20 protein-coding genes and 1 tRNA gene are annotated in these 22,056 nt (G+C 36.8%); 2 read left to right on the forward strand and 19 right to left on the reverse strand.

From position 1 onward, the window contains the following. Positions 1–169: 169 nt before the first annotated feature. Positions 170–242 (reverse strand) — tRNA-Thr (locus RV15_RS04560). 137 nt (positions 243–379) lie between these two features. Here RV15_RS04560 and RV15_RS04565 point away from each other — a divergent pair. Further along, on the forward strand, positions 380–616 hold the full coding sequence (locus RV15_RS04565) for a hypothetical protein (protein WP_010763354.1): 237 nt from the start codon (positions 380–382) through the stop codon (positions 614–616). Between the two features lie 91 nt (positions 617–707). On the opposite strand, the gene upp is transcribed toward RV15_RS04565, so the two are convergent. The 14 genes from upp to RV15_RS04635 form a co-directional block, all read right to left on the reverse strand. Then, positions 708–1,337, reverse strand: a complete 630-nt coding sequence (gene upp / locus RV15_RS04570) for a uracil phosphoribosyltransferase (protein WP_069645130.1) — start codon at positions 1,335–1,337, stop codon at positions 708–710. A gap of 79 nt (positions 1,338–1,416) precedes the next feature. Continuing rightward, a complete protein-coding gene (gene glyA, locus RV15_RS04575; RefSeq protein WP_071876878.1) occupies positions 1,417–2,655 on the reverse strand; it encodes a serine hydroxymethyltransferase in 1,239 nt (412 codons plus the stop codon). A gap of 55 nt (positions 2,656–2,710) precedes the next feature. Continuing rightward, the gene (locus tag RV15_RS04580; RefSeq protein WP_071876879.1) at positions 2,711–3,748 is read right to left on the reverse strand and encodes an L-threonylcarbamoyladenylate synthase; all 1,038 of its coding nucleotides are present in this window, start codon (positions 3,746–3,748) and stop codon (positions 2,711–2,713) included. Positions 3,749–3,752: 4 nt separating this feature from the next. Then, the gene (gene prmC / locus RV15_RS04585) at positions 3,753–4,604 is read right to left on the reverse strand and encodes a peptide chain release factor N(5)-glutamine methyltransferase (RefSeq protein WP_071876880.1); all 852 of its coding nucleotides are present in this window, start codon (positions 4,602–4,604) and stop codon (positions 3,753–3,755) included. After that, complete coding sequence (prfA, locus tag RV15_RS04590; protein WP_010763349.1) at positions 4,597–5,670, reverse strand: peptide chain release factor 1; 1,074 nt, start codon at positions 5,668–5,670, stop codon at positions 4,597–4,599. Before prfA ends, prmC begins: the two co-directional genes overlap by 8 nt. A 58-nt stretch (positions 5,671–5,728) precedes the next feature. After that, positions 5,729–6,322 (reverse strand): thymidine kinase, encoded by a 594-nt coding sequence (locus RV15_RS04595; protein ID WP_071876881.1) that lies wholly within the window; start codon positions 6,320–6,322, stop codon positions 5,729–5,731. Between the two features lie 237 nt (positions 6,323–6,559). Then, positions 6,560–6,829, reverse strand: coding sequence for a hypothetical protein (locus RV15_RS04600; protein WP_217265800.1), 270 nt, complete (start codon positions 6,827–6,829; stop codon positions 6,560–6,562). Positions 6,830–6,836: 7 nt separating this feature from the next. Further along, positions 6,837–7,208: a hypothetical protein gene (locus RV15_RS04605; RefSeq protein WP_071876883.1), complete on the reverse strand. Its 372-nt coding sequence runs from the start codon at positions 7,206–7,208 to the stop codon at positions 6,837–6,839. A gap of 6 nt (positions 7,209–7,214) precedes the next feature. Beyond that, positions 7,215–8,468: an alpha/beta hydrolase family protein gene (locus tag RV15_RS04610; RefSeq protein WP_071876884.1), complete on the reverse strand. Its 1,254-nt coding sequence runs from the start codon at positions 8,466–8,468 to the stop codon at positions 7,215–7,217. Next, on the reverse strand, positions 8,461–9,222 hold the full coding sequence (locus RV15_RS04615; protein WP_071876885.1) for a tandem-type lipoprotein: 762 nt from the start codon (positions 9,220–9,222) through the stop codon (positions 8,461–8,463). Before RV15_RS04615 ends, RV15_RS04610 begins: the two co-directional genes overlap by 8 nt. Before the next feature lie 285 nt (positions 9,223–9,507). After that, positions 9,508–9,834, reverse strand: coding sequence for a hypothetical protein (locus RV15_RS04620; protein ID WP_071876886.1), 327 nt, complete (start codon positions 9,832–9,834; stop codon positions 9,508–9,510). Further along, positions 9,827–10,588 (reverse strand): tandem-type lipoprotein, encoded by a 762-nt coding sequence (locus tag RV15_RS04625; RefSeq protein WP_083429102.1) that lies wholly within the window; start codon positions 10,586–10,588, stop codon positions 9,827–9,829. The genes RV15_RS04620 and RV15_RS04625 overlap by 8 nt, the downstream gene beginning before the upstream one ends. A 193-nt stretch (positions 10,589–10,781) precedes the next feature. After that, entirely contained in the window at positions 10,782–11,114 is a 333-nt protein-coding gene (locus RV15_RS04630; protein ID WP_071876888.1) for an FIVAR domain-containing protein, read from the reverse strand. 323 nt (positions 11,115–11,437) lie between these two features. Then, positions 11,438–12,955: a flavocytochrome c gene (locus RV15_RS04635; RefSeq protein ID WP_071876889.1), complete on the reverse strand. Its 1,518-nt coding sequence runs from the start codon at positions 12,953–12,955 to the stop codon at positions 11,438–11,440. A gap of 318 nt (positions 12,956–13,273) precedes the next feature. On the opposite strand from RV15_RS04635, the gene RV15_RS04640 reads away from it, so the two are divergent. Continuing rightward, positions 13,274–14,674: a TrkH family potassium uptake protein gene (locus RV15_RS04640; RefSeq protein WP_071876890.1), complete on the forward strand. Its 1,401-nt coding sequence runs from the start codon at positions 13,274–13,276 to the stop codon at positions 14,672–14,674. A 43-nt stretch (positions 14,675–14,717) separates the two neighbouring features. On the opposite strand, the gene RV15_RS04645 is transcribed toward RV15_RS04640, so the two are convergent. The 4 genes from RV15_RS04645 to RV15_RS04660 all read right to left on the reverse strand — a co-directional run bounded on the left by RV15_RS04645 (position 14,718) and on the right by RV15_RS04660 (position 22,040). Then, the gene (locus RV15_RS04645; protein WP_071876891.1) at positions 14,718–15,992 is read right to left on the reverse strand and encodes an NCS2 family permease; all 1,275 of its coding nucleotides are present in this window, start codon (positions 15,990–15,992) and stop codon (positions 14,718–14,720) included. A gap of 226 nt (positions 15,993–16,218) precedes the next feature. Next, the gene (gene nifJ / locus RV15_RS04650) at positions 16,219–19,758 is read right to left on the reverse strand and encodes a pyruvate:ferredoxin (flavodoxin) oxidoreductase (RefSeq protein ID WP_071876892.1); all 3,540 of its coding nucleotides are present in this window, start codon (positions 19,756–19,758) and stop codon (positions 16,219–16,221) included. Between the two features lie 22 nt (positions 19,759–19,780). After that, on the reverse strand, positions 19,781–21,208 hold the full coding sequence (gltA, locus tag RV15_RS04655; RefSeq protein WP_071876893.1) for an NADPH-dependent glutamate synthase: 1,428 nt from the start codon (positions 21,206–21,208) through the stop codon (positions 19,781–19,783). Next, positions 21,201–22,040: a sulfide/dihydroorotate dehydrogenase-like FAD/NAD-binding protein gene (locus RV15_RS04660; RefSeq protein WP_071876894.1), complete on the reverse strand. Its 840-nt coding sequence runs from the start codon at positions 22,038–22,040 to the stop codon at positions 21,201–21,203. The genes gltA and RV15_RS04660 overlap by 8 nt, the downstream gene beginning before the upstream one ends. Between the last annotated feature and the right edge of the window lie 16 nt (positions 22,041–22,056).

The raw sequence follows: 22,056 nt of genomic DNA on the forward strand, positions 1-22,056 counted from the left end.
CAAGGTCTTATTTTTTCACAACAATAAAAAAGCCTGATAAGAACGTTCTATCCTTATCAGACCTAGATTTCTATTCGGTTATTTGGCTTACCAACACAATTTGACGTAGAACCAAAAAATCCCGATACACCAACATCTAAAAACGTTGATATATCGGGATTTAACACTATGCCAGCTGTAGGAATCGAACCTACGACCTACGCGTTACGAGTGCGTTGCTCTACCGACTGAGCTAAGCTGGCAATACAATGCAAATTATAGAACTAAACCTTCTATTTGTAAAGTCAGGAACACTTCTTTTTTAAGATAAAATTAGTTTTCTGAAATTTTTCTTAATTTGTGGTATAATAGTGGTAGTTAAGAAAGGAAGTTTTTTTGAATGTCTAATTTCGGTAACTTTAATCGTCCTGTTGAGCCTTCTGCAGAAGGGGATTTATTCACTGTTGATACTCAGGTCACTTTCTTGATGCATGGTCAACCGCAAACAGGGATTATCACGAAACAATTAAATAATTCTGCTGTTGTGGAAATTGATGAGAACTCTGATAACACTGATTTGATGGTCAAAAGTAATGGTGTCATCGTCATCAATTACAAAAAATTAAAAAAAGTATAAATCCTTCCATCCATTATTATCGGATGGATTTTTTATTTTAAAAATAACAGACACGCAACCTACTTAGATTGCGTATCTGTTATTTACTTTTTTACTTAGTTCCGAATAAACGGTCACCAGCATCGCCAAGACCTGGAACGATGTAACCATCTTTATCTAAATATTCATCTAATGCTGCAGTATAAATATCGATATCTGGATGTGCTTCTTGTAAAGCTTTCACACCTTCTGGCGCTGCAACTAAACAAACAAATTTAATATTGCTGCCGCCGCGTGCTTTTAACGCATCGATTGCCATAATTGCTGATCCACCTGTAGCAAGCATTGGATCAACGACGAATAATTGACGTGCGTCAATATCTTCTGGCATCTTCACAAAATATTCAACTGGCTCTAATGTATCATGATCACGGTATAAACCGATATGTCCAACTTTTGCCGCTGGAATCAATTCCAAAATACCATCTACCATTCCAATACCTGCGCGTAAAATTGGTACGATTGCGACCTTTTTACCAGATAATGTTTTTTGAGTTGTTTCACAGATCGGTGTTTCGATCACAACGTCTTCTAAAGGCATATCTCTTGAAACTTCATATGCCATCAGCATTGCAATTTCATTCACGACTTCACGAAAAACCTTTGTTCCACAATCCTTATCTCTAATGATTGTTAATTTGTGTTGGATCAGTGGATGATCAATAACTTGGAATTTTCCCATGCTCATTCTCCTTCAATAATTTATTCCTTCCTATTGTAAAACAAAATCGAGCGATTGACTAGTCAATCACTCGATTCTTTTACTTATAAAGTGGATATTTTTTTGTAAGCGCACTAACGGATGCTCGAACTTCGGAAAGAGTCACTTCATTTTCGTGATCATTTAACACTTTAACAATTAATTTTGCGACTTCCACACAATCATCTTCTAAAAATCCTCGTGTTGTGATTGCAGGAGTTCCAATGCGAATACCACTTGTTTTAAATGGACTAAGTTGTTCAAACGGAATTGAATTTTTATTTGCCGTGATATTTACACTGTCCAAAATTGCTTCTGCTTCTTTTCCATTCAAGCCAAATCCACTCACATCGATCAATAATAAATGATTATCAGTCGATCCACTCACTAGACGAGCTTCTGGGGTTTGATTGAACACTTTTGTCATCGCTTTGGCATTTTCAATAACTTGTTCGCTGTATTCTTTAAAACTAATATCCAATGCTTCTTTAAAGGCAACTGCTTTACCAGCAATCACGTGTTCTAAGGGTCCACCCTGAATACCAGGGAAAATATTGCTATTGATTTTTTTCGCTAATTCTTCATTATTTGTTAAAATAAGTCCGCCACGCGGGCCGCGTAAGGTTTTATGTGTTGTTGAGGTTGTAATATCCGCATATGGTACTGGATTTGGATGTAAACCAGCAGCTACAAGCCCTGCGATGTGCGCCATATCTACCATTAATTTAGCGCCAACTTCATCCGCGATTTCACGGAATTTTTCAAAGTCGATCGTACGAGAATACGCACTAGCACCTGCTACGATCAATTTTGGTTGATGTTCACGTGCTAAAATACGCACGACATTATAATCGATTACTTCAGTTGTTGGATCCACGCCGTAGCTGACAAAGTTATAGGTTTTTCCACTAAAATTGACTGGTGACCCGTGAGTTAAATGTCCTCCCGCAGACAAATCCATCCCTAAAACGGTATCTCCTGGTTCAATTAACGAAAGATAGGCAGCTGTATTTGCTTGTGAACCTGAGTGTGGCTGAACATTAGCAAATTTGGCTCCAAATAATTCTTTTGCACGGTCGATCGCCAAATCTTCAACGATATCGATAAACTCACAACCACCATAGTAGCGTTTACCTGGATATCCTTCCGCATATTTATTTGTCAAAATACTACCTTGAGCCGCCATTACCCCTTTTGAAACAACGTTCTCTGATGCAATCAGCTCCAAGTTGTTTTCTTGACGTTCATTCTCTTTGGCAATTGCATCCCATAAATCTGGATCAAATGTTTTATAATCCATTAAACAAGCCTCCATTTCATTTGTTTGTACCGATTGTATCATACTTAAATGCTCTCTACTCAAAAATCGAATCAATTTTTAGAATTTTTTGATTTGCGGCTTTTTTTAGCCGATTCATATATGCTATCCCTAACCCAGATTCGGGAAAAGCTTGGGCAAAAATAACATCTATATCTTGTTCATCAAGGCTTCTAAGTCCAGCAAATAATAATTTAGTCCCTTGTTCTACTGACTCTTCACCAAAAGAAAAAACAGCTGCTACATCAGCTGAAAAAGTCGATGTGATTTGATCATCCGCAAACAAACCGATTCGTTGCTGTTTACTTTTAGCCCATTCGATGGCTTGTTTAAACACTTCCTGGTCACCGTCTATGATCCAAACAGGAACATCGGGAGCATAATGCTTATACTTCATCCCTGGCGCCTTAGGGGCTTCATTTTCGCTAATTAAGTGTTGATCAATCATTACTTTGCCGACAACGTGTTCTAATTGCTCTTTAGTAACAGCTCCTGGTCTTAAGATTACTGGAATACCATCTTTTGCGGTTAAATCTAAAACTGTTGATTCCACGCCGATTTGTGTTGGCCCATCATCTAAAATACCAGCGATTTCCCCTTGAAGATCATGATAGACATGTTGTGCTGTCGTAGGACTAGGTTTGCCAGAAGTATTGGCGCTTGGACCAACCAAAGGAACACCAGCTTTTTTAATCAACTCCAACGTTTTCTGATTATTAGGCATCCGAAAAGCAACCGTATTTAAGCCGCCTGTCACGCTAGTCGAAAAAGTAGTTGGCAATACATTAAAAATCAAGGTCAATGGTCCGGGCCAAAAAGCCTCCACTAAGGATTTTGTATGTTCTGGAAAATCGTTGACATATTGTTTGACCATTTCAAAATCACTGACATGTACAATCAGTGGGTTATCACTAGGACGGCCTTTAACCGCATAAACTTGTTTCACCGCGGTTTCATCTAATGCGTTTGCACCAAGTCCGTAAACTGTTTCAGTTGGAAAAGCGATTAATTCACCCTGTTGGATCAAATCTGCGGCTTGATCGATTTGATCTGCTGTAAATTTTTTTGTTTCCATTTGCTTATCCCTCCTCTTTTTTAGATGAAACGATCACCATGCGATCATTTCCCGATAAGTCTTGGGCAACTTCTACTTGTTTTTGTGGAAAAGTTTGCTGGAAAAGTTGTTTAACAGCTTGACCTTGCTGAAATCCAATTTCTAAGTAAATTTTACCGTTTGGCTTCAGGATCTTTTTGGCTTCTTTAGCTAATTGCTGATAAATTGCTAAGCCATCATTTTCAGCAAATAAAGCTGTCTTGGGTTCAAATATCCGCACACTTTCATCCATTAAATGCCATTCATCGTTACTGATATAAGGTGGATTTGAAATCAAGATGTCGATTTTTGTATCATTCATCGGTTGTAAGCCATTGCCATTTTTAAAGTGCATATCGACTGCTAAGCGTTTGGCATTTTTCTGGGCAATCTTTAATGCTTCTTTTGAAATATCGACAGCGGTTACCTGCCAATTGGGTCGAGCTAATTTTAGACTGATGCCGATTACACCCGTTCCAGTTCCTACATCTACAACAGTTAGGTGTTCATTTAAATTTTCTTTTAAACAACGTTCAACCAACTCTTCTGTTTCTGGTCGAGGAATCAAGGTATGCTCATTGACTAAAAATCGCTGGCCATAAAAGCCGCTATAGCCTAATAAATATTGGGGTGGGTAATTTGCTACAAGTTTTTTTAAGTCTTCTGCGATTTGCTGCTCGTCTTCTGGCAATACTTCTTCTTTCATATGAAGTAGCCAATGCGTTTTTGTCCAGCCTTTTCTTTCTAGAAAAACAAACAAAATGCTATAGCCTTCTTTGCCTTGTTTTTCTAAAAAAGAAGAAGCCCGTTCAAGGACTTCAAAATAACGGTTACCCATTTTGCATCTCTTCTAATTTTGATGTTTGATCGTATAAGACTAATGCATCGACGATTTCATCTAATTTCCCAGCTAGAATTTGATCTAATTTTTGAATAGTTAAACCGATACGATGATCGGTTACACGATTTTGCGGAAAGTTATAGGTACGGATTCGTTCAGAACGATCTCCTGTCCCCACAGCGGATTTACGATTTGCATCATATTCGCTTTGCGCTTCTTGTTGCATTTGGTCATAGACTCTAGCACGTAAAATTTTCATTGCTTTTTCACGGTTTTTGATTTGAGAACGTTCATCTTGCATGGCTACTGCAATCCCAGTTGGAATATGAGTCAAACGAACAGCAGAAGCCGTTTTATTGACGTGCTGACCGCCGGCGCCACTGGCATGGTAAATATCAGTACGGATGTCTTTGTCCGCAAGATCTAATTCGACTTCTTCTGCTTCTGGTAACACGACAACCGTTGCAGTTGACGTATGGATCCGACCTTGTGATTCTGTTGAAGGAACTCGCTGCACACGATGCGCTCCACTTTCATATTTTAGTTTAGAAAAGACATTGTCTCCAGAAATCATCATGATAACTTCTTTATATCCACCAATTCCAGTGATGTTGGCTTCCATGACGTCTGTCTTCCAGCCTTGAGATTCCGCATATTTTTGGTACATCCCGAACAAGTCACCAGCAAATAACGCTGCTTCATCGCCTCCGGCAGCACCACGGATCTCCATAATAATATTCTTGTCATCATTGGGATCTGTTGGTAATAGTAAAATTTTGATTCGTTCTTCAAGAACGTCTTTTTCTTTTTTCAATTCTGATAGTTCTTCTTTAGCCATTTCAGCCATTTCAGCATCTAGTTTTTCACCTAATAATTCTTCGGTATCACTGATCCCTTCGACTACTTGTTTATAGCGGCGGTACACGTCGACTGTTTCACGCGTGTTCGCCTCTTCTTTAGATAATTGCATAAAGCGTTTTGTATCACTGATGACTTCTGGATCGCTTAATAATTCGCCCAGCTCTTCATAGCGATCTTCGATTGATTGTAACTGATCGTACATAGTTAGTTGCTCCTTTTTCGTTAAGTAAGTGTCTTTTATTTTTCATTTTCTTATTAAATTAATCGTTCTCTACTTGTTCACCGTCGATTGGCGGATGAAAATAATGGTTACGGCAGACAGGGTAATAAGCTTCATTACCACCGATTTGGACTTGTGTTCCTTCATAAACGGGCTGACCGTCGATATAATGTAGATTCATCGTGGCTTTCTTGTGACAGAACCAGCAGATCGTTTTTAGTTCTTCTAGTTTGTCAGCATATAACATCAAGTATTTTGATCCTTCAAATAGTTCATTCCGAAAGTCATTCTTCAAACCAAAGGCCATGACAGGAATATTCAAGTCATCTACGACCCGGGCAAATTCGATCACATGTTGTTTCCCTAAAAATTGTGATTCATCCACTAGGATACAATATGGTTTATAGTCTAGTTTTTGGATCAATTCATAGACATTGGTTTCTTTGAAAATGGGGATAGCTTCTCGTCTAAGGCCGATACGGCTTGAAACGACACCCACGCCATCTCTAGTATCAAGTCCGCTTGTCATAATCACAACTGGTTTATCTTGTTCTTCATAATTGTGAGCTACTTTTAAGATCTCAATGGTTTTGCCACTGTTCATTGCGCCATATTTAAAAAATAATTGTGCCATTACTTCGTCGTCACCTCTCGTTTAGTTCCTCTCGTATTTTACTATAAAACCGAAGTTTTTTACAGTGGTAAATTTAATACTTATGTATTCAGTATTCTTTATTCTATAAAAATGTCCATAACTATAGTCACACTTACTTTTTACAGAACAATAATAGACATTTCGTAATAACCAATTCAACCTTTTTATATCCTCAATTTAGAAGTTACAAAAAAATGATGAACCTATATAAGTTCATCATTTTCCATCTTCTGTAATAGTTGTTAGTTTTTTAGAAGTATTTTCAAACGTTGTTTTTGCTTTTGTTACCCATGCACCTTTTGCAGAGGATTGAAAGTTTGAAATATAGTTTGCACTACTACTTTTTAATCGCTCCACTCGAGCTTGTCCCATGCTTTTAACTAGTTGCTTTTTCGTTTCTGCCGTTTGAACACATGGCGGAGCAACCATTCCACGTATCAGAGCTTTTTCTAACTCTTTTCTTAATCTCTTTAGCTCCAGTTTCATTTTTTCACTACTCATTTTCTTTTTTCCTCTCCTTCTCTTTTAAAAGAGTAAGTTCATCTTCTATTAATCGGGTTTGTTTCTTATAATGAATCGTATTTTCTTCTTGTTTATTTTCTAATTCTTTCATCGTTTGATTAACAACCCTATCCCCATCATCTTTACATTGTTCTAATAAATGATAGACTCTGCTCATATTTATTGGTTCACTGTATTCAGCTTGCTGATAATGATAGCGATAATTTTCTGAAAGATTTTCTAACTCACGACCAAATTTTTGCTTTTCATAAAAGGCTTCTTCTAACTCTTCTTCAATCTTTCTTTGGTTCTTTTCATACTCTGATTCTAACTCTGATAATTGATTTATATATGTTCTCTCCATGAGAGTTTATCCCCCTATTTGTCTCGCTAACTCTTGGTCTGTTTCTACTTGTTTATTTATGGATGTTTGTATTTGACCAATTAATTCATAGTATTCTTGTTGTATTGAAGATAATTCTGATATTTTTTGTTCATATTCTTCTTTTGGTTCTATTCGAACAATTGGCTCTGTTGCACCACCACCATTTAAAGAATCTAATACTTCTCCTTGATGTAATGTAGAGCCTATGGAGTCGGCTGTTTTCAACGTATCAGTCCATAATTTATCTGAATCTTTCTTTGCTTCCCGATACATTTTTTTAATATCATCTATTTCTATTTGAAGGGTTTTACTCATTCCTTGTGTTAAAATCAATGCTTCGGACGCATCCAAATAAATTTCTTCTGAAGCAGAAAGTCCTCCACCACTTTTTAGAAATTTTGCTCGGAGTAATTCCAGTCCAATTAGTTTTTTTGTTGTATCAGTTTGAACCTTTTTTTGAGCAACATAAATTTTATTTAAATCAGGGGTATGTTGACGAATAAAATCCTGTTCTTCCTTTGTTAAAAAACCAGTAATATCATGCTCTTTTCCGTTTTTTATGATGATAATTTTTCCTGGATAGATACTTCCAGGAACTCCACCCGCAGCTTTATTTAATGGGTCATTTTCAGATACAAAATAAATGATATTTCCGCTATATCGTCCAAATAAATCAGATAATTCTTGTTGATTCGACTTCTTTAAATTTCCTAATAAATTCATCAGTGGAGCTGAATTATAAAGTATAATATTGGGTATATTGTGTTCCATACCCATAATAGTCCCATTTCTTCCACCTAAAGAGTGCCCTGTGACTGTATCAATATCATAACCATTTGCTTTTAAATCGTTCATAAACTTGTTACTAGCATCAAAATATGCCGAGGAAGGGCCATCTCCTTTAAATGCTATATTCAGCCATTGGCCTATGTCTTTTGCGCTTTCTAATATACCATTGTCAAGGTTAGTACCAGTAAAGCCGACTACAACTTTTCCTGTGCTGTTATCCAGAAATGCTACGCCACTTGAGCTTGTTTTAGGGTCGTAGAATGCATCTACTAGTTGGAGATTAGAAGGGAATTTTCCATTGTCCTTTAAATCATTTATTTGAATATTTATATCTGAATTTGTTACCCCATTAACTTTTGCATTTTCAACTTCATAAGAAATAGTGGCTACTGCACTTGTTACTTCTGTCTCTTTTTTTAATCCTTTATCTTTAATATCATAATTACTCATTGATAATATCCTCCTCCGATAGAGGTTGGAAATTTACATAGTCTCTAAAAACAACATTTGGATTTTTAGAATAACGAAATTCTATATTTTTATTTCCTACTGAACTACCATTTAAATCACCAGTTCCTTTCAACAATAAGGTAGGTACTGAATCCGTTGGTATGTCATATCTTTTCTTCAGCGCAATAACGTTTGGATTATCAGTAGTTAGCTTATACTCTAGTTCATACATCGGAACTTCTGGATTATACATTTCTTTAATATTTTTATAAGTATCTATTTGTTTAAAGTTACCGTATTGAACGAAAAATTGAAACTTTTTTATTTTGTTAGAGAGTTCCTTATCGTGTAGCTCGTCAATTAAATGTATTCCTTGCTCATCAAAGGTAATTGGATATTTATTTTCTTCAATTCTTTTTTTTACATCATCATAATATTTTCTTACGAAGTAAAATCCTTTTGCCTCTCGTATATTTCTATTTATTCGTAGCACTGCTCCTTCCGAATATACATCACCATCAGCTTCGTAAGCAATAGACATATTAGTTTGTAACACCCAAACACCCTTATCATCTTTATCAAACTCATTATCTCGATAGCCTTCCATATCGTAGAAACTTTCTAGATTTGGTGTTGGATACATTGCTAATACTTTATCAAAACTTTGTTCAATTTCTGCTTTATTTTTTGTTTCACATCCAGTTAATCCACTCATTATTATTAGTCCTCCTATAAATAAATATAATTTTTTCAAAATATTTTCTCCTCCTAGACAGGATGAAATTTATTTACACCTTAATCAATATTTATTTTACCAAAACTAGACTGTAATAGATAGTTATATATTACATTTTCGTTATTTAATTTTAAATAATGTTACTGATTTATGGATAAAAAAGATAGTCTGTTTTGCAACTCACTATCTCTCCTATGTAGTATTATTGTATTAAACTAAATTATTAATTATCTGTTGCGAAGAGCTGAATTGTAAAGAATGATATTTGGAATATAGTGTTCCATCCCCTTTAAAGACTTTGGTTCACCATTGTTCAACATCTCTAGAAACTTCTCCAAAAAAAACATTATCAAAGTTAGTTCCAGCAAAAACAACTACAACTTTTCCTGTGCTGTTATCCAGAAATGCTACGCCGCTTGAGCTTGTTTTAGGGTCGTAGAATGCATCTACTAGTTGGAGATTAGAAGGGAATTTTTCGCCTTTTTGCAGCCTGTTTATTTGTTTATTAACATCACTTTTCTTTCCCCCTTGTTCTAAAGCATTTTCAACTTCATAGGAAATTGTTGCTGCTGTACTAGTCGTTTCTGAGTCTTTTTTAATCCCTTTATCTCTGATGTCATAGCTACTCATCTACAATATCCTTCTCTGATAAAGGTTGAAAATCGACTAAATCATCAAACACAATTGCTGGTTTTTTAGAAAATCTTATCTCTAACTGCTTATATCCTATAGAACTTCCTTCTAAATCACCTGTTCCTTTTAATAATAATGTAGGTGCTTTTTCAGTTGGAATATCATATCGTTCTCTCAATGCTTGAACATTATTGTGAGTATTTGTTAACTGATATTCTAATTCATACATGGGTACTTCTGGATTGTACATTTTTTTAATATTTTTATATGTATCTAAATGATTAAAATCACCATACTGCACAAAAAAATTGAAATTTTGTATTTTTTCTTTAATACTATTCTCATTCACATTATCAACTAGATGAAATCCTTCTTTATTATAAGTTACCTCGTACTTCTTTTTTGTAACTGGTTTACTCAAATCATTCCATGTTGTAAAAGTGTAATAATATCCCTTCGCTGTTCTTGTATTTCTGTTTAGCCTTAAAATCATCCCCTCTGTAAACAGCCCCCCATCTTCTGATTGACTAATGGACATACTAGAATCAAATACCCAAACTCCCTTATCATCCTTATCAAACTCGTCATCTCGATAGCCTTCCATATCATAAAAGCTCTCCAGATTTGGTGTTGGATACATTGCTAATACTTTATCAAAACTTTGTTCAATTTCTGCCTTATTTTTTGTTTCACATCCAGTTAATCCACTCATTATAATTAATCCTCCTATAAATAAATATAATTTTTTCAAAATATTTATCCTCCTAAACAGGATGAAATTTATTTACACCTTAATCAATATTTATTTTACCAAAAGTAGAATGTAATAGATAGTTATATATTACATTTTCGTTATTTAATTTTAAATAATGTTACTTATTTATAGATAAAAAAAGAGATAGTATGCTTTTTAGCTTACTATCCCTCTACTTAGTATTATTATATTAAACTAAATTATTAATTGCCTGTTGCAATGCTAGTGTAGCATTATCAATATCCGATTGACTAGCATTAGGATTCTCATATACACATTTGGCATCCGCTAGTTTAAACATCAAAATTGACCAACTATGCATACTATATTTATCTTCATTTAAATCTAACGCAATATTGTATGCCTCTAAGAGTTGATTTTTATTTACTGGTACAATTTCTATTTGCTCAGGTTCATTGTCTTCGATTGCAGGGTCTGCAATAATTTCATCTGCTGTTGTTGCTTCATTCGTTTCTAATTCTGTATTTTCAAATATTTCATTTTTTTCAACTATGCTCTCCACCTTTCTTTATTTTTATATGGATGACACCCATATAAAAATGTAGTCAAATCTTTCTAAAAAAATATACCTGCTCTTACAAAACTTCCTACATCTTTCATGCTCTCAAACTGGTATCTCATTTTTTAAAACATTATTTTATCAAGGGTATCGCTCTGTTCTACTTTCATCGTTCATCAGAAAAGAAAAATTACTATATTCTCAACAAAAAAGCAGTATTTTTGATAAATTGCTTTCTTAGTTTTTCATAAAAGCTCACTTTTTTTGTAAAAAAGGAACCAATAGACAAACACAAAGGTTTTATCTATTGGTTCCTTTAAACTTATTTATTTTTGTGCTGAAGCAAAGTTCGCTGCTTCTGTTCCAGATTGACGGCCAAAGATAATAATATCCGCCACAGCGTTTCCGCCGATACGGTTTGCCCCATGTAGTCCGCCAGTTACTTCACCAGCAGCATACAAGCCTTTGATTGGTGCTCCGTCTTCTTTTAATACTTCTGTTTTCGTATTGATTTTCACACCACCCATTGTATGATGGATTCCGGGTGCGATTTTGATTGCGTAGTAAGGACCCGTTGATAAGTCATGATCCATACCTGTTGCGCGATTAAATTGAGTATCAGATTTTGCTTGAACATCTTTATTCCATTGCTCTACTGTTTCTTTTAATGCAGCTTCTGGCATATCGAAATTTTTTGCAAGCTCTTCGATTGTTTTGCCTTCTACAACAAAGCCTTGTTCATCATAAAAATCAATCGCTTTGGCACGATCACGAACGCCTTGATCGAAGACTAAGTAAGCTGATTTTTCTGGCAAAGCAGTAATAGCAGCTGAAACTTTATCACGGGTATCCATTTCATTCACAAAACGGGCTCCTTCTTGTGAAGCTAAAATACCACCTTCACCACGAACAACCTCACCAATCAAGAATGATTTGTCTTGTTGAACAGTTGGATGGATTTGGATTTCTTTCATATCCACTGTGGCCCCACTAAGGTTTTCGATCATCTTGATCCCATCACCTGTCGTACCTTCTTGGTTTGTCGTTACGTAATCTTTTAATTTTGGATCGTATTTTTCTAGCATTTCTTTATTAGCACCGAAACCACCAGTTGTTACGATTACAGCGTTTGATTTAATCTCTTTGGTTTCTTTGTCGTTTAGTTTGACTTTGACACCGTTGACTTGACCGTCTTTTTCAGTGATTTCTGTCACGTTTGCATTTACAAATAACGGGATTTTTTCTTCTTTGACATTGCGGACAAGTCCATCAACCAAGTAGCCACCGATTGCCGAACCATCAGCTGGACGATGTGTGCGTTTTTCACTCATCCCACCAGTGATTGTTAAGTTGCTAAGCTCGATGCCTTTAGTATCTAACCAATCGATTGCATCCGCTGAATGATCTACGAAAAAGCGTAATAACTCTTTATCATTGGTCCCTTTTCCACCTTTAAGTGTCTCTTCAAAGAATTTATCGTTACTGTCAGTGATACCTTCTTCTTTTTGGTATTTTGTTTCGGAAGCATTCATACCTGATGACGATTTGATCGTATTGCCACCTGCAACGGGCATTTTTTCTAGAATTGCAGGATTCATTCCAGCTTCTTTGGCTTGTAAGGCAGCCGTCATTCCAGCTCCTCCTGCACCGATGATCACAATATCGTATTGATCTTCTAATTCGCTTAAATCTGTATAGCCATTGGCAGACGCTCCAGAAGTCACTTCTGTGCTTTCTTTGGATTCCTTACTTTTTTTTGTTGTCTTGTCTTGATCACTGGTACAACCTACAGCAATTCCAGCAAATAAACTCAATGATAGTAAACTCATGATGATTTTTTTCATTTTTTCCCCACCTCAGTAATTTTTAGCTCAACAACTCTTATTTATTCAACTTGAAACAGACATATCCACCTTCAATGTGAATGTAATCACATTATTAAAGAAAAAAATATCTTTTAAATCGCAGACTTATTCCTGTTTTTCAAAAAAAGAACCCTAAGAATGTTACTCCTCTCACAATAAAATAACATTTTCTACAAGATTTGTACTCTATTCTCTATTTTTTTAATCAATTTCTTATTTCTTTTCAGCCTTTATTCTTTGTTTGCCCATCATTTAATTTCTGCTATACTTGTTTTAACGATATTCAGGAGGTCCATTATGAATCGATTTCGGCTTTTATGGCTGGCTCAGCGCAAAGGAAGGCGTTTTATTTCTAATCATTTTTCATCTATTCAAATCATTGTTTCCTACTATATTCTTATGACGATTGTTTCTTACTTGCTTTTTTGTTTACCTTTTTTTAGAGAGCCAGGCTCTCAAGTTGGTTTTATTGATATGCTTTTTATGGCGGTTAGTACCGTAAGTGTCACGGGGTTATCTACCTTTGATATTAATTCTGTTTTTAACGATCGCGGCGTGTTGTTGTTGGAAGTTCTCTTTCAAGTCGGCGGTCTTGGAATCATGATGATTTCTACAGCCTTCATTATTCTGTCTAAACGGAGAATTTCCTTAAAACAGCGACAATTGATCATGACGGATATGAATCAACCAAAATTAAGTGGTATTGTTCGTTTGATTCGAATCACATTTACGATTATCTTATGGTTTCAAGTGATTTTCGGGACCTTTTTCTCCATCTATTTTTATTTTTCAGGCTATTATACAACTTGGCCAAAAGCGATTTTCTTTGGTTTTTATCAATCAATCTCAGCAGTCACTAACTCTGGATTCGATGTTACTGGAGATTCGATCATTCCATTTGCTCACGATTATCTTTTTTTGATTGTGATTATGTTCTTGATTTTCGTCGGGGGAATCGGTTTTCCAGTATTGATGGAATTTCGCGAATGGCTATTCTTTAAGAAGAAAAAACGAGGTCTGCCTTTCCGCTTTTCCTTGTTTAGTAAAATTGCCGTATTGGCATTCGTGATTTTGTTTGTTGGTGGCACGGTGTTGATTTATTTATTGGAGAAAGATCATTTATTTATAGGTATGGGTGAAGTACAGCGCTGGATTACCTCAATGTTCTATTCGATGACAACACGAAACGCCGGTCTTCAGATCAACGATTTAGGTGATTTTCAGGTGACTACTTTGATCGTATTTTCTCTTTTGATGTTTATTGGCTGTAGCCCTAGTTCAGTTGGCGGCGGTATTCGGACAACAACCGTTGCGATCATCGGTTTGTACTTATACTCTTTCTTGAAAAGCGAAGACAACATCAATGTGTTTGGACGTCGCATCGATGATGATGATGTGAAAAAATCGATTGTCGTCTTTATGCTTTCGTTGATCATGTGTTTTTTTGCTGTTTTATTTTTAACGGCAACAGAAGATCATCCCCTGATCGCGATTATTGTTGAAGTAGCTTCGGCTTTTGGTACAACTGGTCTGTCGTTAGGAATCACTGCTGATCTTACAACAGTTGGAAAACTGATGATTGCTCTATTAATGTTTATTGGCCGTATTGGTATGTTATATACTTTAATGTTATTCGTGCCAAAAGAAACACGAGATATTGGTTATGAATATCCATCTGAAAAAATTATTATTGGCTAAAAAAACTTGCTCACCACAGCTAAAATTGTGGTGAGCAAGCTTTTTAAATCAATACATTAACAATCAAATAGATCAGGAACAGCCCTGAAATCAGCCACATTGGCAGTGAAAGCTCAGATTTTTTCCCGGCAACCCATTTCGTTAATGGATAGGCTACAAAACCAAACGCCATGCCATCAGAAATATTCATGGTAAATGGTATCAAAACAATCATTAACATCGCAGGAAAATAGTCACTGAAATCATCAAAATGCAAGGTTTTGATTTGTTGGATCATCAAAAATCCTGTTATGATGATCGCTGGTGCTAACGCCGAATCGGGAATATAAGAAAGAAATGGCAAAGCTAATAAAGCTAAGAAAAAGCAGATACCACTTGTTATTGAAGTAATCCCAGTTTTCCCACCCTCTTCAATTCCTGTCGCACTTTCAGCGGCAGCCACAGTTGGGCTTGTACCAAAAATACCTGACAGCAATGTAATAAACCCGGTGACACGATACGCACGCAGATATTTTTTTTCATCTGCTTCTGGCATCAAGCCTTTGAGTAATCCCATTGATTCAAAAATCAAAATCATGGATAGAGCAAAGACACCTAGCAAAAAGCTCTTAGAAAAAAAAGTACTAAAATCCAATTTCCCAAATATTTGCGGATAGTCTTTTAATCCACTCAAAGAAAAATGCTCTGTAGCAGTCACTAACCCCATCACATTAGCAATTACGGTGACAACAACAATCCCAATGAAAAAACTTCCTTGCACTCCTTTTAAAAAGAGACACACGGTTAAAATCAATGAAAATAAGGTCAATAATGTCAAACTATCACTTAAAGGTGCTAACTGGGTAAAAGTATGTTCTCCTCGTATAATGAGATGTCCTTTTTCTAAACCAATCAAGACAAGAAAAAAACCGATTCCTACAGTAATCCCAGTTTTTAATGTTTCAGGAACCACTTCTGCAAACAATTTGCTTAATTTTGTAAACGCAACCATTAAATAAATAATTCCTGCACAAAAACTGACAGCCAGCGCTTGTTGCCAGGTCAAGCCCAAAGAAAGGACTAAGGTGTACGTAAAGAAAGAGTTCACACCCATCCCTGTCGTCAAAACAATTGGTGCATCTGCAACAAGTCCCATCAAAATCGACCCGATGATTGAGATAAAGATCGTTCCAAAGATTGTCAGCTCTTTTGGCATTCCAGCTTCAGCTAAAATCATTGTATTCACCATTATGATATAAGAAATAGCGAAAAATGACGTTGTTCCAGCTAAAATTTCACGTTTTATATCTGCTTTTTTGAGTTTTTTCCATTTAGACATGAAGGTCCTCCTTATATTAACCGCGTAGTAGGCTCGTTCAATTCTGAGTAAAAATAAATAAACTTACTTAATAAAATTATTTTTTACTGAAATTACAACACTGTAAGGATACCACAGTGTAAACGCTTTTTGAAATTTCTGAAGAATTTTTTATTTTAATTATTTTTATGCTAAAAAAAGCAACTGAGATCAACCCTTGGTTGCTTTTGATCTCAGTTGCTTTGTCCTATTTTTTGATCTGACTCACTAATTTAACATAATTATCTGATCGATCTTCTGCATCATCTTTCGTTTTTGTTAAAAGATGTTCGACAACTTCTTGGTTGTCCTTGATCGTATGAAGTGCAGAGAATCGCGTTTGTTTTTCAAGGAAATCACGCATCTTAGAAAAATCAGCTTTTTTGTAATCGATGACCATTGGATCTTTGCCTTTTTCAATAAGTTGTGGATTATAACGATACAACTGCCAGTAACCAGATTCAACCGCTTCTTTCGCTAAGGAGAGTGTTTCGATCATTCCACCTTTGACTCCATGATTAATACAAGGCGTATAGCCAATAATCAACGATGGCCCAGGATAACGTTCTGCTTCATCGATTGCTTTAATTGTTTGCATTGAATTGGCGCCTAAAGCAATTTGAGCGACATAGACATTGCCATACGTCATCGCCATCATGCCTAAATCTTTTTTGGAAGTTTGTTTGCCACCTGCTGAGAATTTTGCGATAGCCGCAGCTGGTGTAGCTTTTGATGTTTGCCCACCAGTATTGGCGTAGACCTCATTATCCATAACAAAAATATTCACATCTGCCCCACTTGCCAGTACATGATCGATTCCGCTAAAGCCAATATCATAGGCCCAACCATCACCACCAACAATCCATTGACTGGTTTTTACAAGTAAATCACTTTGTTGGTAGATTTTTTCTAAACATGGCTCTGTTTGATATTCTATACTCAAAGCAGCAGCGAGTTTGGTTGCCCGTTGTTGAGTGCCATCTCCTTCTAAATAATGGTCTAGCCAATCTTGCATAAGTGCTTGAAGTTCATTAGATCCTAAATTATTATCCAGTGCTTCTTGCACTTGATCTGCTAAATATTGGCGTTTTGTCCTGTTTGCTACATACATTCCATAGCCATATTCAGCATTATCTTCAAACAGCGAATTACTCCAAGCAGGCCCTTGTCCGCATTCATTTGTCGTATACGGTGTTACCGGAGACGAACCACCCCAAATAGATGAGCAACCAGTGGCATTGGCCATCATCATACGATCACCAAATAATTGGGTTAATAACTTGATATACGGTGTTTCTCCACAGCCTTCACAGGCGCCTGAAAACTCCATCAATGGTTGATTGAATTGTGAGCCTTTAACAGATAATTTTCTGACTGGGTTTTCCTTTTGTTGTAAGGTCATCGCAAAAGCCCAGTTGATGGCTTGTTCTTTTTGTTCTTCGTAAGGTTTCATTAAAATGGCTTTTTCCTTCACTGGACAAGCCTGAACGCACAAACCACAACCAGTACAATCTTCTAAGGACACTTGAATACGATACATCAAGCCGTCTGCACCACGCATTTCTCTAGCAACAAACCCTTCTGGCGCTTCTTGCATTTCAGCTTCATCTGCTAAAAATGGACGAATTGCCGCATGTGGACACACAAAGGCACATTCATTACACATTGTACATTTATCCATTTGCCACTCTGGCACTTCTAAGGCAATCCCCCGCTTTTCATAAGCTGCGGTACCCATCGGCATTTCTCCAGTTTTCATGCCATTATCAATTAAATCTCCTACAGTTAATTCATTTCCTTCTTGACGATTGATCGGTTGTAGAATATTCGTAACATATTTAGGCAATGTTTCATCTTTTTTCTCAGGTTCAATAACGATTGTTGCCCATTCAGAGGGAACCTCGATTTTTTGAAGAGAATCAAATGTTCTATCGATCGCTTGATAGTTTTTCTCTACGATTTCCATTGATTTTTTTCCGTACGTTTTTTTGACTTCTGCTTTTAGTAACGGCATGTACTCATCACGTGTCATAATATCCGTTACTTCAAAGAATGCAGTGGACATTACGGTATTAATTCTTCGCCCTAAGCCGACTTCCCGTGCCAATTCTACAGCATTAATAATATAAAATTGAATCGCATGTTCCGCAATATATTTTTTTAGTTTGGCCGGAAGCAAACGGTAGACTGTTTCTTTATCCCAAATAGTGTTTAATAAAAATGTTCCGCCATCTTTCAAGCCTTTTAGCAAATCATAATTATGAATGTAAGAAGCGTTATGGCAGGCTATAAAATCAGCTTGCTCCACTAAATAGGTTGACGTGATCGGTTCTTCACCAAAGCGTAAATGAGAAAGAGTTAACCCACCAGATTTTTTAGAATCGTAGCTAAAATAAGCCTGAGCGTATAAATCGGTATTGTCACCAATGATTTTGATAGCTTGTTTATTTGCACCAACGGTTCCATCTGAGCCAAATCCCCAGAATTTTGCTTGGAAGGTTGAATTAGGGGTTAAATCTAACAGCTCTCCTTGTGGTAGTGAACGGTACGTCACATCATCTACGATTCCGATTGTAAAGCGCTGTTTTAGTTCAGCAAACGGTAATAATAAATGATCATAGACTGCCTTAATCTGATTAGGTGTGACGTCTTTTGAGCCTAATCCGTAACGTCCACCGATGACAATCGGACGATTTTCATGTTGATATAACGCACTTTGGACATCCAAAAGCAATGGTTCCCCGTCTGCTCCTGCTTCTTTAGTACGATCTAAAACAGCAACTCTTTCCACTGTTTTTGGTAATTTTTCTAATAGATTTTCTGTTGGAAATGGCCGATACAAATGGATATTGATCAACCCGACTTTTCGTCCTTGTTCATTTAAATAATCCACCGTTTGTTGAATAACTGGTGAAGCTGAACCCATCGAAATGATGACTTCTGTCGCATTATCTGCTCCATAATAATCTGTTAAATCATAATTGGTGCCACGTAATTGATTGATTTGGTTCATATATTTTTGAACAATGCTTGGCATTGCTTCGTAATTAGCATTGACTGTTTCTCTTTGTTGGAAATGAATATCCGGGTTTTGAGCTGTCCCTGAAACAGTTGGGTGGTTTGGATTCATTCCTCTATTTCTAAATCGATCTACTGCGTCTTGATCAAGCATGCCTTTTAAATCATCATAATCAAGCACTTCTATTTTTTGTAGTTCATGACTAGTTCTAAATCCATCAAAAAAGTTAATGAATGGTAAACTGCCTTCGATACTAGCTAAATGTGCGACTGCTGAAAGATCCATCACTTCTTGAACACTAGATTCTGCTAACATACAAAAACCAGTTTGGCGTGTTGCCATAACATCTCCATGATCACCAAAAATACTCAATGCACCTGTCGTGATTGCTCTAGCTGCAACATGAAAGACCGCAGGTAAAAGCTCACCTGCAATTTTATACATATTTGGAATCATTAATAGCAAACCTTGTGATGCAGTGTAAGTTGTTGTTAACGCACCCGTTTTTAATGAGCCATGCACGACTCCTGCAGCACCTGCTTCTGACTGCATTTCAATGACTTGAACTTTTTGTCCATAGATATTTTTTAGCCCAGTTTCTGCCCATTCATCTACCAATTCCGCCATTGTCGAACTTGGCGTGATTGGATAAATTGCCGCTACTTCTGTAAAAGCATAGGAAATATAGGCAGCTGCTGTATTTCCATCCATTGTCTTCGTTTTTTTCATTTTTCTCACCTTTTATCTTTCCTCAGACTTTTGTTGTTACGGGCGTTTGCTTTTTTTCTTGTACATATTTATCGATTTGTACTGCTGCAACTTTTCCAGCACCCATGGCCAAAATAACTGTTGCTGCACCTGTCACGATATCTCCGCCGGCAAAGACGCCGGGAATTGATGTTTCTCCCGTTTTCGGATCCGCCTCAATGTACCCCCATTTAGTCAACTTAAGTTCTGGGAAAGTGGATAACAACACTTTATTGGACCCTTGACCGATTGCTTCGATCACTGTGTCAGCTTCGATAGTAAATTCACTGTTTTTGATTGGAACAGGACGACGTCTTCCCGATTGATCAGGCTCGCCTAACTCCATTTTGATGCATTTCACGCCATTTAAATTACCATGTCCATCATTCATATATTCGATTGGATTTGTCAGCCAATGATAGTTGATTTCTTCTTCAACCGAATGATGGTATTCTTCAATACGCGCGGGTAATTCTTCTAGCGATCTGCGATAGACAATACTGACATGTTCCGCACCTAAACGCTTAGCCGAACGTGCAGCATCCATTGCCACATTTCCACCACCGATGACAACGACATTTTTCGATCGTTTGATCGGTGTATCATATTTAGGAAACTCATAGCTGTGCATCAAATTAATCCGTGTTAAATATTCGCTAGAAGAATAGACCCCATTCAATGCCGTTCCAGGAATGCCCATAAAATTAGGTGCCCCTGCTCCGACAGAAATATAGCACGCATCAAATTCATTCATAATCTCATCCATGGTAATCGTCTTGCCAATCACAACATTGGTTTCGATCGTCACCCCTAATGCTTCAATACTTTGGATTTCTTTTTTTACGATGCGCTTTGGTAACCTAAATTCTGGAATACCATACGTCAAAACACCGCCAGCATCATGTAACGCTTCGTAAACTATCACTTCATAGTTCAGTTTGGCTAAATCCCCAGCGACCGTTAATCCAGATGGACCAGAACCGATTACGGCTATTTTCCCAATTTTTGGTTGTGTACTTTGGGAAAGGGTAGAAAAATCCTGATTTTCTAATGCCCAGTCAGCAACTAATCGCTCTAGTTTTCCAATTGCAACAGGTTCAAAATTTTTAGCCTTTCCAAGTTTACAAACCTGCTCACATTGCTTTTCTTGCGGACAAACTCTGCCGCAAATCGCCGGTAAATTGGTATATCTACCTAGAATATCGGCTGCTTCTTGCATATCACCTGCTTTGATTGCCAAGATAAATCCTGGAATATCGATCATCACAGGACAACTAGCAATACAAGGAGCATCTTTACATTGGAGGCAGCGAATTGCCTCTGCTTGCCCTTCTTCGATCGTATAACCTAAACATACTTCATCAAAATTTGATTTCCGAACAGCTGGCTTTTGCTCAGCAATCGGTGTTTTCGTTCTGCTTCTTCTAGCCATGAGGAGTCACCTGCACTTTTTGATCAGCAGTCAAGCATTGTTTTTCTTCGTCCGTATATTGTTTCATCCGGCTGATAAACTCGTCCCAATTAACATCTGTTCCTTTAAACTCGGGACCATCCACACAAGCAAATTTGATGTTACCATCAATAGTGACCCGACAGCCACCACACATACCAGTGCCGTCAATCATAATCGGATTTAACGAAACATAAATCGGAACCTCATGTTTTGATGCCGTTAGTGTGCAAAATTTCATCATCATACTTGGACCGATTGCCCAGCTACAATTGATTATTTCTCTGGCAATCACTTGCTCCATCGCTTCTGTCACAAGTCCTTTAACACCTAGTGTGCCATCATCAGTTGTAATAATTAGTTCATCAGAATAATAACGACATTCCTCTTGTAGAATCACTAACTCAGCCGTCTTTGCGCCAAGAATCGTAATTACCCGATTGCCCGCTTGTTTTAAGCCTTTGACGATTGGATAAATCGCAGCGATACCGACTCCTCCACCAACGATCAATACTGTACCGTAATTTTTTATCTCGGTTGGCATGCCTAAGGGTCCTGTCAAATCTAAAATCGAATCACCGGTATTAAGCTTAGAAAGTTCAGCTGTTGTTTTTCCAATAACTTGAAAAATCAAACGAATCGTTCCATTGGAGGGATCAGTTTCTGCAATGGTTAATGGAATTCGTTCACCATTGTCATTTATCCGCAAAATGACAAATTGCCCTGGTTGTGCTTTTGCTGCGATCCGTGGGGCTTCGATCCAAAAATCATATTCGTTTTCAGAAAGCTGTTCACTTTTGGTTATCTTATACATATGGATTACCGTTAAT

This window comes from Enterococcus silesiacus (genome assembly GCF_001886225.1).
GTDB classification, from domain to species: domain Bacteria; phylum Bacillota; class Bacilli; order Lactobacillales; family Enterococcaceae; genus Enterococcus_L; species Enterococcus_L silesiacus.

Coding starts and splice junctions, on each gene's coding strand:
- RV15_RS04565 (WP_010763354.1), top strand. CDS start 380: ATGTCTAATTTCGGTAACTTTAATCGTCCTGTTGAGCCTTCTGCAGAA.
- upp (WP_069645130.1), bottom strand. CDS start 1,337: ATGGGAAAATTCCAAGTTATTGATCATCCACTGATCCAACACAAATTA.
- glyA (WP_071876878.1), bottom strand. CDS start 2,655: ATGGATTATAAAACATTTGATCCAGATTTATGGGATGCAATTGCCAAA.
- RV15_RS04580 (WP_071876879.1), bottom strand. CDS start 3,748: ATGGAAACAAAAAAATTTACAGCAGATCAAATCGATCAAGCCGCAGAT.
- prmC (WP_071876880.1), bottom strand. CDS start 4,604: ATGGGTAACCGTTATTTTGAAGTCCTTGAACGGGCTTCTTCTTTTTTA.
- prfA (WP_010763349.1), bottom strand. CDS start 5,670: ATGTACGATCAGTTACAATCAATCGAAGATCGCTATGAAGAGCTGGGC.
- RV15_RS04595 (WP_071876881.1), bottom strand. CDS start 6,322: ATGGCACAATTATTTTTTAAATATGGCGCAATGAACAGTGGCAAAACC.
- RV15_RS04600 (WP_217265800.1), bottom strand. CDS start 6,829: ATGAAACTGGAGCTAAAGAGATTAAGAAAAGAGTTAGAAAAAGCTCTG.
- RV15_RS04605 (WP_071876883.1), bottom strand. CDS start 7,208: ATGGAGAGAACATATATAAATCAATTATCAGAGTTAGAATCAGAGTAT.
- RV15_RS04610 (WP_071876884.1), bottom strand. CDS start 8,468: ATGAGTAATTATGATATTAAAGATAAAGGATTAAAAAAAGAGACAGAA.
- RV15_RS04620 (WP_071876886.1), bottom strand. CDS start 9,834: ATGAGTAGCTATGACATCAGAGATAAAGGGATTAAAAAAGACTCAGAA.
- RV15_RS04635 (WP_071876889.1), bottom strand. CDS start 12,955: ATGAAAAAAATCATCATGAGTTTACTATCATTGAGTTTATTTGCTGGA.
- RV15_RS04640 (WP_071876890.1), top strand. CDS start 13,274: ATGAATCGATTTCGGCTTTTATGGCTGGCTCAGCGCAAAGGAAGGCGT.
- RV15_RS04645 (WP_071876891.1), bottom strand. CDS start 15,992: ATGTCTAAATGGAAAAAACTCAAAAAAGCAGATATAAAACGTGAAATT.
- nifJ (WP_071876892.1), bottom strand. CDS start 19,758: ATGAAAAAAACGAAGACAATGGATGGAAATACAGCAGCTGCCTATATT.
- gltA (WP_071876893.1), bottom strand. CDS start 21,208: ATGGCTAGAAGAAGCAGAACGAAAACACCGATTGCTGAGCAAAAGCCA.
- RV15_RS04660 (WP_071876894.1), bottom strand. CDS start 22,040: ATGTATAAGATAACCAAAAGTGAACAGCTTTCTGAAAACGAATATGAT.